Annotated in this window: 16 protein-coding genes; 6 read left to right on the top strand and 10 right to left on the bottom strand. The window is 43.2% G+C overall.

Annotated elements, in window-relative coordinates:
* Positions 1-8: 8 nt before the first annotated feature.
* From LZG73_RS15575 to LZG73_RS15555, 5 genes are all read right to left on the bottom strand, one after another.
* Positions 9-821, bottom strand: coding sequence for a hypothetical protein (locus LZG73_RS15575; protein WP_233851616.1), 813 nt, complete (start codon positions 819-821; stop codon positions 9-11).
* Positions 822-918: 97 nt separating this feature from the next.
* Positions 919-1,761, bottom strand: a complete 843-nt coding sequence (locus tag LZG73_RS15570) for an ATP-binding cassette domain-containing protein (RefSeq protein WP_233851614.1) — start codon at positions 1,759-1,761, stop codon at positions 919-921.
* Positions 1,762-1,874: 113 nt separating this feature from the next.
* Positions 1,875-2,474, bottom strand: a complete 600-nt coding sequence (locus LZG73_RS15565; protein WP_233851612.1) for an NTP transferase domain-containing protein — start codon at positions 2,472-2,474, stop codon at positions 1,875-1,877.
* A 3-nt stretch (positions 2,475-2,477) separates the two neighbouring features.
* Complete coding sequence (locus LZG73_RS25590; RefSeq protein WP_233851610.1) at positions 2,478-3,680, bottom strand: XdhC family protein; 1,203 nt, start codon at positions 3,678-3,680, stop codon at positions 2,478-2,480.
* Complete coding sequence (locus LZG73_RS15555; RefSeq protein WP_233852442.1) at positions 3,646-4,824, bottom strand: cysteine desulfurase family protein; 1,179 nt, start codon at positions 4,822-4,824, stop codon at positions 3,646-3,648. Before LZG73_RS15555 ends, LZG73_RS25590 begins: the two co-directional genes overlap by 35 nt.
* 470 nt (positions 4,825-5,294) lie before the next feature.
* Between LZG73_RS15555 and LZG73_RS15550 the strand changes: the two genes are divergently transcribed.
* Positions 5,295-5,930, top strand: a complete 636-nt coding sequence (locus LZG73_RS15550; RefSeq protein WP_233851608.1) for a peroxiredoxin — start codon at positions 5,295-5,297, stop codon at positions 5,928-5,930.
* A 71-nt stretch (positions 5,931-6,001) separates the two neighbouring features.
* Here the strand turns inward: LZG73_RS15550 and LZG73_RS15545 are convergent, their stop codons facing one another.
* Positions 6,002-6,730, bottom strand: a complete 729-nt coding sequence (locus tag LZG73_RS15545) for a DUF6962 family protein (RefSeq protein ID WP_233851606.1) — start codon at positions 6,728-6,730, stop codon at positions 6,002-6,004.
* 280 nt (positions 6,731-7,010) lie between these two features.
* On the opposite strand from LZG73_RS15545, the gene LZG73_RS15540 reads away from it, so the two are divergent.
* Positions 7,011-7,712, top strand: coding sequence for an MCP four helix bundle domain-containing protein (locus LZG73_RS15540; protein ID WP_233851604.1), 702 nt, complete (start codon positions 7,011-7,013; stop codon positions 7,710-7,712).
* A gap of 54 nt (positions 7,713-7,766) precedes the next feature.
* On the opposite strand, the gene LZG73_RS15535 is transcribed toward LZG73_RS15540, so the two are convergent.
* Positions 7,767-8,252: a hypothetical protein gene (locus LZG73_RS15535; RefSeq protein WP_233851594.1), complete on the bottom strand. Its 486-nt coding sequence runs from the start codon at positions 8,250-8,252 to the stop codon at positions 7,767-7,769.
* 308 nt (positions 8,253-8,560) lie between these two features.
* Between LZG73_RS15535 and htpG the strand changes: the two genes are divergently transcribed.
* Positions 8,561-10,399 carry a molecular chaperone HtpG gene (gene htpG / locus LZG73_RS15530; protein WP_233851592.1) on the top strand — a complete coding sequence of 613 codons (1,839 nt, stop codon included), beginning with the start codon at positions 8,561-8,563 and terminating at the stop codon, positions 10,397-10,399.
* Positions 10,400-10,496: 97 nt separating this feature from the next.
* Here htpG and LZG73_RS15525 read toward each other — a convergent pair whose 3' ends face one another.
* Positions 10,497-10,754: a hypothetical protein gene (locus LZG73_RS15525; protein WP_233851590.1), complete on the bottom strand. Its 258-nt coding sequence runs from the start codon at positions 10,752-10,754 to the stop codon at positions 10,497-10,499.
* 12 nt (positions 10,755-10,766) lie between these two features.
* Positions 10,767-12,584: a transcription termination factor Rho gene (gene rho, locus LZG73_RS15520; RefSeq protein ID WP_233851581.1), complete on the bottom strand. Its 1,818-nt coding sequence runs from the start codon at positions 12,582-12,584 to the stop codon at positions 10,767-10,769.
* Positions 12,585-13,069: 485 nt separating this feature from the next.
* Between rho and LZG73_RS15515 the strand changes: the two genes are divergently transcribed.
* From LZG73_RS15515 to lptC, 3 genes are all read left to right on the top strand, one after another.
* A complete protein-coding gene (locus LZG73_RS15515) occupies positions 13,070-13,792 on the top strand; it encodes a type III pantothenate kinase (protein ID WP_233851573.1) in 723 nt (240 codons plus the stop codon).
* Between the two features lie 106 nt (positions 13,793-13,898).
* Positions 13,899-15,098, top strand: a complete 1,200-nt coding sequence (locus LZG73_RS15510; RefSeq protein ID WP_233851556.1) for a hypothetical protein — start codon at positions 13,899-13,901, stop codon at positions 15,096-15,098.
* Positions 15,099-15,174: 76 nt separating this feature from the next.
* Positions 15,175-15,687 (top strand): LPS export ABC transporter periplasmic protein LptC, encoded by a 513-nt coding sequence (gene lptC / locus LZG73_RS15505; RefSeq protein WP_233851554.1) that lies wholly within the window; start codon positions 15,175-15,177, stop codon positions 15,685-15,687.
* Here lptC and LZG73_RS15500 read toward each other — a convergent pair.
* On the bottom strand, positions 15,681-16,094 hold the full coding sequence (locus LZG73_RS15500) for a cytochrome c (RefSeq protein WP_233851552.1): 414 nt from the start codon (positions 16,092-16,094) through the stop codon (positions 15,681-15,683). The genes lptC and LZG73_RS15500 overlap by 7 nt on opposite strands.
* Between the last annotated feature and the right edge of the window lie 13 nt (positions 16,095-16,107).

Below are 16,107 nucleotides of genomic sequence, written 5' to 3'. Positions count from 1 at the left end.
GCGTGTGATTAAATTTGTTTCTCTTTCAGTTTCAGAAATGCGGCATACCAAAACGCCAGCGTCAGAAAAACCGGAAATGCCTGAATTAAAATGTATATGTTATCGGAAAACATCACGTGGTAAAACTTGGTATTTTGATGCATCACCGAGTTGCCTCGGATGTCATATGTCCAGACTTGCCATCCTGCAAGCGGCAGCGTGTTAATTTTAGTAGGCCGGGAAGTGAAGGCGTTGGCCAGGTAAACATGCAGGAAGAATCCGACAAGGCAAATCACAACAATAATGATGGCTGTCTTTATATAAGACGATTTTGCAAAATGGATAGAACCTAGAAAAACAAAACTGTGCATTGCAAAATAGAAATAGGTGAAGTAACGCAGGTAATCCGGATTGATATGACTGTATTTGTAAGCATTGCTGGCCGATTTTTCATTTGCTAAATCAATTGTGAAATAATGCAGCTGGGCATAAAAAATCAGGAATGGGACAATGAATATGAGGTTCGCAATGAGTGAGCTAAGAAACTTCTCGGTTCTCGAAGCGGGGATCATCAATGCGGCAATTCCTGTGTCGGTTGTCGTGTATTGCGTTAAACCGCTGCCGGTATAAAGGCTGCTTCCAAAAAGGACAATCATAAAGAGCGCCATGTAATGCAAAGCCTCCCGAAAGCCGCTCGGTTCGTTGTAAAGCGCGATTGGTGTGAGCATAAGCAGCAGCAGCACAATCAGCAAGCCAGCCATAAGCAAATAGTTTTTCCCTTTTTCAGTGAATTCCAGTTTCACCATCAGGACAAAACGGTGCAGGTTGAATGTTTGATTCATAATGTCAGATTTAAGGAAAAGAGGATCGATGTGATGAATGGCAGTTCATTTGTCAGCACTAGCAAAATGAGTGCAAGCAGCGATAAAATGATCGTTTTCATGGATTTTCACTAAAAATGTGACGAATTCGCTCCGGGTTTTCGAGCACAGCATTGAACAGTTGTTCCAGGTCAACGCGCGTCTCTTCCTGTGTGGAGTTTTCAAAAACCGCCTTGTAACCGCGCATGGAAGGCTCCGAATACAAAACGCGTTCATCATATTCAATGCTGGGCAAAGTCCCAAAACAAAGGCGCTCCGCAACAACATCCAGACTATGCCGGATCAAAATTTTGCTGTCTTCCAAAATGATAATCGAATCAATGAGATTGTCGAGGTCGCGAACCTGATGTGTGGAAATGAGCATAAGTCGATCCTTGTCCGACGCTGCCGAAACGATCTTGCGAAACTGACTTTTGGAGGGAATATCAAGTCCGTTCGTTGGTTCATCCATGATCAGCACTTTGGTGTTGGTGGCCAATGCAAATGCAATCAGAACCTTTTTCTTTTGACCGTATGACATCCCCGTAAGTTTATTACCAGCCGGAATGTCAAATTCGGCAATGTATTTCTGGAATTGGGAGTCATCAAATTTAGGGTAAAATGGCGCGAGCATATTAAGATATTGCTCCACAGTAACGGAAGGCAAATAAATTTCTTCGGGAATAAAGAAAACATCTTGCAAAAAAGCCGGCTGACGTTTTTGTGGCTCAAATCCTGAAACATTGATTTTGCCATCTAATGGAAAAAGCAGGCCAACCATGTTTCGAAGCAGACTTGATTTCCCGGCTCCGTTTTTCCCTAATAAGCCATAAATGTGCCCGGCTTCTAATCTTAGCGAGAGATCTTCAAACAGCTTTTTCTTCTTACTGTATCCAAAAGTTACATGGTCGAGCTCGATCATTTTTAGAATCGTTTAGTGTTCTAGTTAAGTAGTGCACTGTAAAAGTAGAAAATGGATTTTGATTCGCAAGACTTTTGTGAAAATATTTTGGAAAAAGTTGACTAAGCGCAGAATTAGTTGTTATTGAGCAGCTTTCGGTAATCTTCCTGCGTGTCGATGTCAATGTCGCCGAGAGGGAAGGGAACTGGCATGACATCTTCAACAAATTTTTTTACAAGCTTCTTGGCTCCTTCGGCTCCTTCCAGTTGCAAGAGGGCAGGGAAATATTTTTTAGAAAACAAAACCGGCGTTCCTTTTGTGTCGCCATAGGACGAGGCGATGATTCCAAAATCTGTTTGCGCGGCTTTTTCAATCAATGCATTGAACAATGCTGCGGTGACGAATGGCTGATCACTAACCGCCAAAATCGCTCCCGAAATATCGGGATGCATTGCCATAAGCTCCGTAATTCCAGCCACCACGGATGAGGCCATCCCGGATTCCCAAATCGGATTGTGAACAACGTGATAGGAAAGTGGACTTAGTTCCTGTTCGATCAGCGCAGCATTGGACCCGGTTACAACAATCACAAGTGCACTTTTTGCCGCCAATGCTGCCTCCGTGACATGCCGGATCAACGTTTTATCCCGATATTTCAGCAATTGCTTTGGTTCGCCAAGCCGGGATGAATTGCCGGCTGATAGAATAATGATCGCGTAATGATTTTGCGGCATGGTTCAGGATTGGGCCGTTTGAATTTCGCAAAGAAAATCTTCGCGTGTGGTTTTATGATAGTCCACTTTCTGATCGGACCGGCTGTGAATTGGATCCACTTTCTCACGAAGAGAAATCCCTGTCCGCCCATTCAACACCGCCTTGATTTCGGCCAGCACCGAAAGGGCAATTTCCTCGGAAGTTTCAGCACCCACATCCAGTCCGACGGGGCCGAAGATCTTGGCTTTTTGTGCTTCCGTCACCTTTATTCCTTCATTCAGCAAATCACCATACATTCGTTCCAGCTTCTTTTTTGGACCTAATGCGCCGATATAAATGCAATCTTCAAGGAAAATAAGCGCTTTTAATAAAGCCAGATCGTAATTGTAATTGTGGGTCATCAGCACAAAAAATGTCCGCGCATCTGCATCAATGTGATTTAACACTTCGGAAGCTTTCACGACAACAACGTTTTTAGCTTTTGGAAATCGCTGTTTTGTGGCGTGACCATTGCGCCCATCCACTACAGTCACTTCCCAACCTAGAATATGAGCCATCTCGGAAAGTGGAATGGTGTCGTTGCCAGCACCAGCGATTACAAGGGCAGGCGCAGGTTGCAGATATTCCACAAAACCAGTCAATTTCAGACCGTTCAAATCAAATGTTTTGAAAAATGACTCTTCTATTTCTTTTGACAATTCGGCCTCGAGTAATATGCTGTTTTTAAGTGTATTATCAGTCAAATTGTCAATGGTCAGATCATCCGTTTGCAGATTCAGAAAACAAGTTCCGGGCTGTTCGCTGGTGCGTGAGCCTAATGAAAACAGCGTTACCAAAACGGCAATTTGCCTTTTTTCCAGCACGCGTTTGAGGAGGGCGATCGGGTTAGTAGGGTCGGAAGCATGAATTGGCTCAAAAAGAATGTGCACAATGCCATTGCACCCCAGTTGAACGCCGAGTGTGGTGTCGTTATCGTCCGTCGTGTCGTAAGTTACAAGCTTGTTTTTTTGTTGAGAAATGGCCAGCAATGCCTTTCTTAATGCATCGCCTTCCAGACATCCGCCGCTGATTGCGCCTGTCAGCTGGCCGTCGTCCGTGACAAGCATGCGTGCGCCCGGACGCCTGTAAGAGGAGCCTTCGACGTGCACGACGGTTGCCAGGGCAGTTCGTTTCCCAGCCGCGACAGCTGCTTCATATGACTTGATGATGTCCGTAATTTCCTTCACTCCGGTGTTCTTTTACAATTTTAGAAATTACTTTAACTGCGTGATCTACTTGTTCTTCGGTTGAAAATCTGCCCAGGCTGAACCGGAATGTGTTATGGATCAATTCGTCCGAAAGTCCCATTGCTTTCAGCACATAACTTGGTTCCAAGGTGGCCGATGTACACGCCGAACTTCTTGAAAAAGCAATGTCGTTTGCAGCTTCAAAAATCAATTTTTCACCATCAATATTATGAAATGAAATGTTGGTTGCGTGAGGAAGTCGCTGCGTATGATTGCCATTTATGACAACATTGGGTAACGTAATTAATTGATTTTCAAACCGATCGCGAAGCGACGCAAGCCGCTCGCTTTCTTTCGTCAATTTTTCATTGCTGATTTCGCAGGCTTTTCCAAAAGCAACCACACCCGGCACATTAAGCGTGCCGCTGCGCATGCTGCGTTCGTGGCCGCCTCCGTCAATCTGCGCTGTGAGCGCAACCGCTGGGTTTTTTTTTCTTACATACAGCGCGCCAACGCCTTTGGGGCCATAAAGTTTGTGCGCGCTGCAAGCAAGCAAATCAATGTCATCTGCTTGCACATTGATTGCAATTTTACCCAAAGCCTGCGATGCGTCCGTGAAAAACAAAATTCCGTGCTCTTTCGCAATGGCTCCAATTTGGCGAATGGGCTGAATAACGCCTGTTTCATTATTGGCATACATCACTGCAATGAGCAGCGTGTCGGGCCTGATGGCAGCCTTTAAATCTTCCAGATTGATGATTCCATCCGTTTGGACGGGTAAATAAGTGACTGCGCCGCCGACCTTTTCAATGTGCTTGCAGGTGTCCAAAACAGCTTTATGCTCTGTCGAGACCGTGATAATATGCCTTTTTTCGGTTGTTTTACTCTCCCAAATTCCTTTTATTGCCAGGTTGACGGCCTCGGTTGCGCCGGAAGTGAACACGATTTCCTGAGGATGTGCGCCGATTAGCGCTGCAACATTTTCCCGCGCAATGTCCACTGCTTCTTCCGCTTCCCACCCGAACGAATGCGTGCGGCTGGCAGCATTGCCGAATTTCTCTAAAAAGAAAGGCAGCATTTCTTCCAAAACCAGCGGGTCCATTGGCGTTGTTGCATTATTATCCAGATAAACTGGCAATTTCAAACTCATAGCAGCTCTCTTGACATTTATTCAAAAAAGCAAAAACCGCTTTTATAGTTCAATTTAACAAAAAACCATCTCATTTTAAGCATGAGATGGTTTAGCTAACTTAAACGAACAGGCAATTGAATGAAGCGCTTCGACTTGCCATCCCGTCAATTGAACTGGTGTGCGGACCAATTCAATTTGACGCAAATGATTTTCACTGATGATGGAGCAAATTGTTGCTGCTTATTTTTCAATTATGATTCAAAAGAGCTTATAATCAATTAAAACGCAATTAAAGGAGCCTTAAAATAAGGTTAAATCGCAATCAGGCGACAGTTTTGCAGTGGCCTAAGCGACGAAAATATTTCAAAACGGTCGGTCATTTATTAATTTTCCGGCGGACCATTTTTGAAACTAATTTTTTATTTTTGCGTTAACTCTATAATATCAGTAGATTATTTATCCACTTAAAATTTTAACGAAATATGTCACTTAGACTAGGAGACATTGCCCCTGATTTCGAGGCAAATACCACACAAGGCCCGATCAAGTTTCACGAATGGTTAGGAGATAGCTGGGGAATGTTCTTTTCGCACCCTGGCGATTTCACGCCGGTCTGTACAACAGAACTTGGAAAAACTGCTCTTTTGCAAGGGGAATTTGAAAAACGCAATGTTAAAGTGCTTGCAATAAGCGTTGATGATCTGGAATCTCATAATCGCTGGATTCCGGATATTAATGAGACGAGTGGAACGGAGGTTAATTTTCCGATAATCGCTGACGAAGGCCGTAAGGTTGCTGAATTGTACGATATGATCCATCCGAATGCGAGTGAAAAATCAACCGTTCGTTCGGTGTTCATCATTGGACCTGACAAGAAAATCAAATTGACATTGACATATCCTGCTTCGACGGGCCGTAATTTCAACGAGTTGCTGCGTGTTGTAGACTCGCTGCAATTGACAGCCAACTATTCTGTCGCAACGCCTGCCGATTGGCAAAGTGGAGAAGATGTGATTGTTGTTCCGGCGGTGAACACGGAAGATGCGCAAAAGAAATTTACAAAAGGCCTTAATATCGTTAAGCCTTATCTGCGTTACACACCGCAGCCAAATATCTAAATTAGAGCAGCTTAGCTGTTTGTAATAAAAGAGAGGATGTCATTGGCATCCTCTTTTTTATGTATAGTGAATCAATTTTCGCTTTCCAAAACTTCTTCGGGCTTGATCATTTCTTCGCCATAATAAATCATATGCCTTGCTCCCTGATAATAAAACCAAATGGACAAGCCCATTGAAATGTGGCTGATGTCATTGTAGTTGAACCACGGCCCAAAACTGAATTTTAACGCATGCAAGCCTGCGGAAACCGCTCCTAATCCCGTGGCAATGAATATGTTAACACTCCCAGGATCCTTTCTCTTTTTGTAAACATAAATTTCGATCAGGAAAAGCATCAGGAACAAACCATAGAATGCGTGGATTTCAACGATCAGGAAGTTTAATGTAATGAAAGTAAGGATGAAGAAAATCGTGAGTTCGACATAATTGAGCCAGCCTAAAAATAAGCCGCCTCTGGTTGGCAAAAGTGGCTTAATGTGCCAAATGGCCGCCCGTTCGAACAATGCAACAGCAATCATGCTCGCAAACCAGCCCGGAATCTTGCCTGGCTGTCCCGTTAAATAAAGAAATCCATGTCCTAAAACGCCACCAATTGCTGTGGCAATCCCCATAAACAGGAAAAAATATTGGATTTGCATATACATCCGGTGCGCCCGGCTTAACCTGTTTAGATGAACAAATGCGTAAATGCACACAACGGTCATCATCAGACTTGTGATTACAGTGGAAGGTTCTAAAATCGTGATGCCAAAAATCTGGATCTGATGAACCTTACTGAAATCAATTGCAACGTCATTCATAGAAAGAAGAGTGTTTTAGATCAAATAACGGAGGTTGAGATCCGGTTGCTGGTTTCAAAGTAATCATAAATAATGTTCGAAATCCAGAAAACCCGGCACATTAGCAGTGTTTACCAAAATTGTACCACAACTGAAATGCAGCTGGTAAAATCAATGATGCCGGTTATTTCCACCAAAATTCAGATCTTTCGAGCCAAGTCGAACGTTATAATACGAGGTTATCTTTGTATTTTGAAAAGAAAAATAACCCTATTGATTTCAATCTTTTAAAAGTTTTGCCATGAAATGGTCTTTTGTAATCCAACAAAAATTGAAAGCGGCAATGCTTCTTGGCGGCATTATGGGATTCATTATATTGGCCACGTTGATTTCAAGGCATAATATGGAAGGGATCGACAAGTCTTTTTCGTCAATATATAAAGACCGTCTCGTCCCGGCAACAACGATTATTTACCTGACCGAAAATTTATACGGCAAGCGGCTATCGCTTGAAGAACACTTAATGTCGGGCAACGCGGCGGATAAAAGTGAAATTCAGTCGCAGCTGCGCGCGCATAACAAGAACATTGATTCGCTGATCAATGCTTTTGAAAAGACTTATCTTGTTGATGAAGAGGCGAAAAGTCTGGGTGCATTCAAGAGTGAAATTGCGGAATATGCTTTACTGGAAAAATCGGTGCTTAACCTATGCAGCGCTGGCCAGCAAGATGAAGGGAAACGGCTGTTTGCGGGATCTGGTGGAGTTACATTTGCAAGGACAGTAAGGAATTTGAATGAGCTTGCAAACATTCAATCCAATGTCGGGAAGGATTTGGTAAGGGAGTCAAAGAGTGACATTGCGAGTTTCGGAATCCTATCATTTTTGCAAATAGCGATGGCCGTTGTGATTGGATTAATGCTGCTGGTCTTAATCCAGAGTTCGGCAGTTATCAGCAAACCTAAAATAACCAGTGACAAAACGGGCTATTTCCATATGAATTAGCTAAAACGAAAAAGGTCAGGATTTCCTGACCTTTTTCGTTGATATGATTTTCGGTTACTGACCTACTTTTCTTCCTTTCAATGTTTCCCTTGAATTTTTAACCTGCTTCAAAAGGTCTTTCTTAACAAAAAGACGGGCGCCGTTTCCACCTTGCAGATCGAATGTTCTTTCTTTATACTCGAACTTGTTATTAGGCAACACATCCAAAAAATAATTTTGACCACTCAAGTTGAATTTCATTCCTTTTGTATCCTGTTGCGTGTCGTCCCAAGACACAAAAACAACGCCATTATCCGAGCTTAAAGCAACTCCTGGTGTAAATGGAAGCACATTAATAGTCTGAATGCTCTTTCCATTGCTCATCGTGATTTGTCCTTCCGGATTCACTTTAATGTCGTTAGGATCAGACACTTCCCTGCGAATGTTGATCGCCTTGTCATTGAAGAACTGCACTTTGGCTATTTCAATGTTTGCTGCTTCCAGATCGCGACGAAGATCTTCGGTAAAGACAGTATAATTGGAGAGGGGGACGGAATTCATTGTGGTGCAAGCTGAAATTCCGCTTAATAAAAGGATGCCTGCAAAAAATTTCTTGATAAGATTCATATTACTAATTGGTGTTCTTGAATGAACTGTTTTGTGATTTTAGTTGGGTTGTTTACCAGTCGCAATATTAAGAAAAAAGCCAGTCAGTTACCAGCCAATTGATTTTATGTGATGATCTGCACATTGCTGACAATCTGTCAGCCAAAGCGCTTTTAAGTTCTATTTGGAACGCATATTTGGATTGCGTATTGCAAACGCAGAAAAAACAATTCATTAATAATATAAACAAAAACGGCATAATTATGGAATCAGTGATTCAGGAAAAAGGAAACCTTAGCATTCATACCGAGAACATCTTTCCGATTATCAAAAAATTCCTTTATTCGGACCACGAAATCTTTTTACGTGAGTTAGTATCCAATGCTGTCGATGCCTCCCAAAAAATTAAAAAACTTGCTTCTTATGGCGAATTTAATGGAGAATTAGGTGATTTAAAGGTTGTTGTGAAGCTGGATAAGGACGCTAAAACCATTACGATCAGTGATAATGGGATTGGGATGACAGCCGATGAGATCAAGAAATACATTAATCAGATCGCTTTTTCAGGCGCAACCGAATTTGTCGAAAAATACAAGGACAAAGGCGAGGACGGAAAAGGCGATAAAGGCATTATCGGTCACTTCGGACTTGGATTTTACTCGGCTTACATGGTTGCTGAGAATGTCGAAATCATTACCAAATCATACAAAGAAGGCTCTGAGGCCGTTCGCTGGCAATGTGACGGTTCGACAGAGTTCGAATTGTCCCCCGCTGAAAAAGCAGATCGCGGTTCAGAGATCATCCTGCACATTGCAGCCGATTCGGAAGAGTTTCTGGATGAACATCGTCTGCGTGGCATTCTTGAAAAATATGGCAAATTCCTGCCGATCCAAATTGAGTTTGAAGAGAAGATCATCAACAATCCGAACCCGATTTGGACAAAGAATCCGGCGGATCTGAAAGACGAAGATTATCTGGCTTTTTATAAAGAACTTTATCCTTTCAGCGAAGACCCGCTTTTCTGGATTCACTTGAATGTTGATTATCCGTTTAACCTGACCGGCGTTCTTTATTTCCCGAAATTAAGAAACGACTTTCAGGGACAACGCGAAAAAATCCAGCTTTACAGCCGTCAGGTGTTCATTACGGACGAGGTGAAAGACATTGTTCCTGACTTCCTGCAACTGCTTCATGGTGTTATTGACTCGCCAGACATTCCTTTGAACGTGTCGAGAAGTTATTTGCAAGCGGACGGCAACGTGAAGAAAATCAATGGTTATATCACGCGTAAAGTGGCTGATAAACTGTCTGAAATTTTCAAAAATGACCGCGAAGGTTTTGAGAAAAAATTTGATGACATTGGTCTGTTCGTGAAATACGGAATTATCAGCGATGACAAGTTTTATGACAAAGCGAAAGATTTCTGTCTGCTAAAAAACACAGAAGGTAAATTTTTCACTTTCGACGAATATCGCGAGCACGTGAAAGACAATCAGACTGACAAAAATGACACCCTCGTTTGGCTTTACACCACAGACGAGAAAAAGCAGGATGCATTCATCCAGTCGGCCAAGAAAAGAAGTTATGATGTGCTGACATTAAGCACAGTGATCGATTCACATTTTATCAATGCATTGGAGCAGAAGCTTGAAAAAATCAATATCAAGCGTGTGGATGCAGAAACCCTGGACAAGCTGGTTGAAAAAGACGTCCAGTTGGAGAGCATTTTGTCAGACGACGATAAGGAAAAAGTGAAGAAGATTTTTGAAGATGTGGCGGGAAGCAAAAGTGCTCACGTTCAGGTTGAAGCAATGCCAGTTGACGAGTTGCCGGTTGTGATCACATTCCCTGAATTCATGCGTCGGATGACCGATATGCAGGCGACTTCGGGACAGCGTTCCATGTTCGGTGATATGCCGTTGATGTACACAGTGTCATTGAATGCAAATCATCCAGTCATCAGCCGCGTGCTGCAAACAGAAAATGAGGAAGGTCAAAAATCACTTGCAAAGCAGGTTTACGATCTTGCATTACTTTCACAAGGACTGCTTTCAGGAAGCGATCTAACGCAATTTATCCAACGCACAGTTTCGGCTTTGTAAGCTGTTCTTAAACTTTCCAAATCTTCAAGACTTGGAAAGTTATTGCATAAATAAGCCCGCTAATTTTCGGTTAGCGGGCTTTCCTTTATATGTCTAATCAGGATTCTTTACCTGACATGATCCGTTTTCTGAGTTGTTCGAGTTCGTCCCATTTTTGCTCTCTGGCCAGTAAAGCTTGCTTTGGCCAGGAAACGGGATTCTGGATCTGAAACCGCGGCCCGGCATTTTTTAAAATGGCCGAGATCCGGATGGCGGAAGTTTCGCTGAGCTGTTCAAGTGTGCGAATGCCTTCGCGGTTAAGCAACTCCTCAATTTTCGGCCCGATCCCTTCGATAATCTTCAAATCGTCTTCCATTTAACTCAATGCTTATCGGTTCATTGAGATCAGGAATTCTTCATTGCTGCGAGTGCCCTTCATGTGTTCCAGCAAGAAATCCATTGATTCCATAGCATTCATGTCAGACATGTGTTTTCTAAGAATCCACACTTTTTTCAAAGTCTCTTTATCAAGCAGCAAGTCTTCACGACGCGTTCCCGAAGCCATCACATCAATTGCAGGGAACACCCTTTTATTGGATAGTTTCCGGTCAAGCTGCAATTCCATGTTACCCGTTCCTTTGAATTCCTCAAAGATAACTTCGTCCATTTTTGAACCCGTATCAATCAACGCAGTGGCGATAATTGTAAGCGATCCACCGTGTTCCACATTTCTTGCAGCTCCGAAGAATCTTTTTGGTTTATGCAATGCATTGGCATCCACACCACCGGAAAGGATTTTACCAGATGAAGGAACGACCGTGTTATAAGCACGCGCCAGACGCGTAATAGAATCCAGCAGGATAACCACATCGTGACCGCATTCAACCATTCTTTTGGCTTTTTCCAAAACAATGCTGGCAACTTTCACGTGACGATCCGCCTGCTCATCAAATGTAGAAGCAATCACTTCCGCTCTAACGCTGCGCTGCATGTCAGTAACCTCCTCAGGACGTTCGTCGATCAGCAGTATCAAAAGGAAAACTTCCGGGTGATTGCGCGTGATAGCATTGGCAATTTCTTTTAGCAAAACAGTTTTACCCGTTTTTGGCTGCGCAACGATCATTCCACGTTGTCCTTTTCCAATAGGAGCGAACAAATCGAGAATCCGGGTTGAATATTGATCTGGACGTGAGCTAAGTTTCAGACATTCGTCAGGAAACAATGGTGTCAGATATTCAAAAGGAATACGGTCCCTGATTTCCTCTGTGGTTTTTCCATTAACTGTTTCAACACGAAGCAATGCAAAATATTTTTCACCTTCTTTCGGAGGGCGAATTTGTCCTCTAACCGTATCACCGGTTTTCAGACCGAAGAGTTTGATTTGCGAAGGAGACACATATATATCATCCGGACTAGCCAAATAATTATAATCAGCTGAGCGAAGGAATCCATATCCGCCATCCTGCATGATTTCAAGCACGCCTTCATTGACGATCAAGCCATCGAATTCTCTTACATAATTGTTGTAATTGCGCTTGATTTTCGATGAAGGATCGTCGCGGTGGGCAGGCTGTTGCGCTTGCTGTGGCTGGCGATCGTTTGCTTCGTTAGGCTGGCGAAAAGGCTTTTCTTCTTTTGTGCCGGTTGTAGTTTCTTCTGTTGTAGCCTCTGTTTTTTCCTCAGCAACTGCCTCATTTGCAGGCGCATTGTTTTCCGGAAGTGCAACTGCTTCTTCTTTGCCCAAATCATTCAATGTATCGCTGTCAGAATCAGATTCTTCACGGATATCGAAATTTTTTGGCTTGTCATTAGTCGCCTCAGGGCGATTTCTGAATGATGTGTCAAATAACGGAGCAGGAGAAGGAGTCTGCGAAGCATTGTCTTTCTTAGGTCTTGCTGATCTATTATTTACAGGCTTCATTGTATCCGCAGCAGCGGTTTCCGAAGGTCTGCGTGCTCTTTTTTTCTTTTGACCATCCAAATCCTGATCAGCACCGTTGGTTTCTGCAGAGACGGGTTCGGGCGTATTTATAACGGGAGCCGGAGCCGCTGGTGCTTCGGTTGCCGCCGCAGAATCCTGTTTTGTCAAGATCCTGTTTATTAGTTCTTTCTTGGGGAGTTTAGCATAATCTGCAACACCAAGGTTGCCAGCTATTTCTTTAAGCTCAGATAACAGCTTAATGTTCAATTCATCAATTGTAGGCATACAGACAAGGGAAAGTAAAGTAACACTTTACCGAATGGATATTAATGTTGTGAATTTTTTTTGGACTAAAACCGAGAAGCATATCTCGAAGTGACGTGATGGTCATTAAAATTGGAAAAACGATGTACAAGTCCGGGTGCGACTTTACAAACTGAAAAACTTCGTTGGATTTACGCTGAAACTTTGCAATTAGGTAAAAGAAGTAAAGACAATAAATCTGCAAGATTTGTAAACCTCGATAACGTTGAAAGTTACCGCGAGATGGAATTTGGATTTAGAAGTCGATACTGGACTTATAGCGACGAAGGTAAACAATGACTTTCGCATTTCAAAATAATGCAAGCGAAATAATGGCTTAAATGTGCCAAAACTTCATATTCGCCAGAGAATAAGGATATTGTGAAACTCTTCTCTTCATTTGTAACACCATTCGCCCTTTAAAAGTGCTAGTTTTTATGAATCAAATGTAGGAGTTTTGCAAAATTATGAACGTTGTAATTGATTCAGGAAATACATATTCTAAGATTGGATGGTTTGAAGGAGCGCAACTGATACGCTATACGACGCGCCTTACATTTGACGAATTGCTTCAAGCTGTCCGCGCAGATCTTCCCGAAAACATCTTTTTTTCATCCGTCAGTTATTCCGTTGCAGCTTTTGAGGAAGCCTTGGGGGTGCAATGCAAAATATTCAATTTGTCTCCGGAAACACCATTGCCCATCAAAAAGGATTACGAAACGCCGCAAACGCTTGGTGCTGATCGGGTTGCAGCTTCAGTGGGTGCCAATTTCCTCTATCCAAATGAAGACCTGGTTGTAATTGATATGGGAACCTGCATAACATATGACCTTGTCGATAAAGACGCCACATTTCAGGGCGGGCTTATTTCTCCGGGCGTCAAGATGCGATTCAATGCGATGCATTCGTTCACTAAACGGCTTCCGCTGGTTGAACCCGAATCAGATCCACCATTAATCGGAAAAAGCACGCGTGCTGCTATGCAAAGTGGCGTTATGAACGGGGTTCTCGCAGAAATGCAGGGAATTATTGAAATGTATCGACACAAATCGCCGGATTTGCGCGTACTATTATGTGGAGGAGACGCCGCTTTTTTTGAAAGTAGCCTGAAACCACCCATCTTTGCGGTGCCAGAATTGGTTTTAATAGGATTGAACAGAATTTTAACATATAATGTCTCGTTACAGTAGATTCAGAATACTCACATTTGCAATTGCACTTATTTGGAATTGTACATACCTTAATACGGCGCTGAAAGCACAAGGCTTGGGCAATTCTCCTTACTCATCGTTGGGTATGGGTGAGTTTTATGGAGATGCTTATTCTGATAACACAGGAATGGGACAATCCGGCGTAAGCACGAGCTCCGGCTTTCAAATCAACAATCTCAACCCGGCTTTATGGGTGCGTAACAGGTTTACGACCCTGGATATCGGCGTGATCGGGCAATATAAAGATGTAGTTTCCGGCTCGAAAAAGCAGACGAATGCTGGCGGAAATCTTGCGTATGTGTCACTTGCCTTCCCCGTTAGCCCACGCTGGGTGGTGGGAATGAGCCTCAAACCTTACACTTTCGTTGATTATACCAACCAGTCCATCCGTGATGTTCAGGGAACTCCTTTTGTCGGGGTCTATAACACAACAGGAAAAGGCGGGATTAATAAAGCGTCGATCACAACTTCCTATCAGGTTACAAAATATTTAAGCCTTGGTCTGGAAAGCTCATATTTCTTTGGAAATGTGCGTAAAACGACAGAGGTTGCGTTGATCGATTACATTAGAGCCAGGGACCCTAATTTAGATCTTACCGAAGAAGTAATGGTCAGCCTCAACGAGCGGACAACTTATTCGGATATCGCATTTCGCGCCGGCGCTGCATTACGGGTTCCAATTAAAAAAGAGAATAAGCTGAATCTGAATCTGGGCGCGGCTTACAGTTTCGGAACCTCCATCAATGCGGATCGGACCACAACTTTTGAAGTTTCACGGGATGCGCTCCCCATTATTAACCCGGATACATTGGATAATGTTTTGGGCGGCAGAATCAAAACGCCAAATCAGTTTCAGGTCGGGGCGAGTTTGGAATGGCCGTTCAAATTAATCCTTTCAGCGGACTTCAATTACCAGCAATGGTCACAATACAGAAGCTTCACCAACTCAAACGATGGCTTGAAAGATGTAGGCCGAATCAATATTGGAGCTGAATATCTGCCTCGTTTTACTTCGCTCAATTACTTCGACCTGGTAAGATATCGCGTTGGTTTCAGTTATGGCAAAACGCCTTATTCTATTGGAAACAATGATGTAAATGACACCAATGTTAGTTTAGGCTTCACTTTTCCGATGGGGCGTGGTTATCAGAACTTTCTGTCGGTTGCGCTCGTTGGTGGCCAAAGAGGGAACACCGGCAACGGCATGATCAGAGAACGTTACGGACGGGTTGTGCTGGGAGTAACGCTGCTGGAAAGGTGGTTTGTTAAACAGAAAATCGACTAAAAAGGATATGCGCATTGCATTGATTTTTAAGCAAATACTAAAAGGAGATAATTTTTTATCTCCTTTTTATCTTATAATGCCAATCGTTTTGCTCTTTTCAGCTTGTGAAGAGAAGCAGAAGAAAGAAGGCGCGTTATACACGGGTCCTTTGGAAATGGTCAATAATGTAGAGGTAAAATACAGCGAACTTGGCAAGCTCAAAGTGGTGATGAAAACGCCCAAACGATTGCGCTTCCAGAATGAAACCGAGGTTTTCCCAGACACGATTAACATTAATTTTTACGACACAACTGGCGTCATCGTAACCCGGCTCCGCTCGGATTCGGGACGATATGATAAAGCTTCTGATGTGTATATCGTGAAAGGGAATGTGCGCGTGGTTAAATCTGAAACAGAAGAATTGCTCAAAACGACGGAATTGAGTTGGAGCCCGCGCACCAGGAAAGTGTTTACCGACAAACCACTTTCAGTCATCAATAAACGGACTTCTGAAATTACGAATGCCATCGGGATGGATGCGGAGCAAGACTTTACGCGCATTAAATTCAGGAAAGCGACCGGCATTTACAAGTTTTCCGGACCTCAGTAAGCCTTACAGCTCGCAAGCGCCTTTTGCACCGTTTCGATTGGCGTATATAAGCTGTCTTTCCCAAACTTCATACTGACAAAACTCACGAGTTCAGCGATCTCGATCTCCGTAAGCTTGGGATTAGCCGGCATTGGCCGATTGAATTCCTTGCCATTTACAAGGATCGTTCCTTTCATTCCATTCTTGATAATGCAAGCCACAGCCAGCTTATCATTCAGGATCGCCGAGCCGGCCAGGGGAGGATAGAGGTTAGACATTCCTTTGCCGTCTGCCTGATGGCAATTGGCGCAATTTGTTGTGTAAAGTTGATATCCTTCAACAAAATATTGCTCGCTTTTGAGCTCTGATGCGCTTTTGCAAGAGAACATGCTCAATAAAAACAAAAGGGCAATCGCTGATTTTGTCATGAATGCTGTCGGA

Origin of the sequence: Dyadobacter sp. CY326 (assembly GCF_021390515.1) — a bacterium.
Taxonomy (GTDB): domain Bacteria; phylum Bacteroidota; class Bacteroidia; order Cytophagales; family Spirosomataceae; genus Dyadobacter.
Note: the sequence above shows the minus strand (reverse complement) of the source record. Positions and strands in the feature narration are given on the sequence as shown.

Bases quoted from the DNA above. Each gene is read 5' to 3' on its own strand.
- LZG73_RS15575 (WP_233851616.1), bottom strand. From the start codon at position 821: ATGAATCAAACATTCAACCTGCACCGTTTTGTCCTGATGGTGAAACTG.
- LZG73_RS15570 (WP_233851614.1), bottom strand. From the start codon at position 1,761: ATGATCGAGCTCGACCATGTAACTTTTGGATACAGTAAGAAGAAAAAG.
- LZG73_RS15565 (WP_233851612.1), bottom strand. From the start codon at position 2,474: ATGCCGCAAAATCATTACGCGATCATTATTCTATCAGCCGGCAATTCA.
- LZG73_RS15550 (WP_233851608.1), top strand. From the start codon at position 5,295: ATGTCACTTAGACTAGGAGACATTGCCCCTGATTTCGAGGCAAATACC.
- LZG73_RS15545 (WP_233851606.1), bottom strand. From the start codon at position 6,730: ATGAATGACGTTGCAATTGATTTCAGTAAGGTTCATCAGATCCAGATT.
- LZG73_RS15540 (WP_233851604.1), top strand. From the start codon at position 7,011: ATGAAATGGTCTTTTGTAATCCAACAAAAATTGAAAGCGGCAATGCTT.
- LZG73_RS15535 (WP_233851594.1), bottom strand. From the start codon at position 8,252: ATGAATTCCGTCCCCCTCTCCAATTATACTGTCTTTACCGAAGATCTT.
- htpG (WP_233851592.1), top strand. From the start codon at position 8,561: ATGGAATCAGTGATTCAGGAAAAAGGAAACCTTAGCATTCATACCGAG.
- LZG73_RS15525 (WP_233851590.1), bottom strand. From the start codon at position 10,754: ATGGAAGACGATTTGAAGATTATCGAAGGGATCGGGCCGAAAATTGAG.
- rho (WP_233851581.1), bottom strand. From the start codon at position 12,584: ATGCCTACAATTGATGAATTGAACATTAAGCTGTTATCTGAGCTTAAA.
- LZG73_RS15515 (WP_233851573.1), top strand. From the start codon at position 13,070: ATGAACGTTGTAATTGATTCAGGAAATACATATTCTAAGATTGGATGG.
- LZG73_RS15510 (WP_233851556.1), top strand. From the start codon at position 13,899: ATGGGTGAGTTTTATGGAGATGCTTATTCTGATAACACAGGAATGGGA.
- lptC (WP_233851554.1), top strand. From the start codon at position 15,175: ATGCCAATCGTTTTGCTCTTTTCAGCTTGTGAAGAGAAGCAGAAGAAA.
- LZG73_RS15500 (WP_233851552.1), bottom strand. From the start codon at position 16,094: ATGACAAAATCAGCGATTGCCCTTTTGTTTTTATTGAGCATGTTCTCT.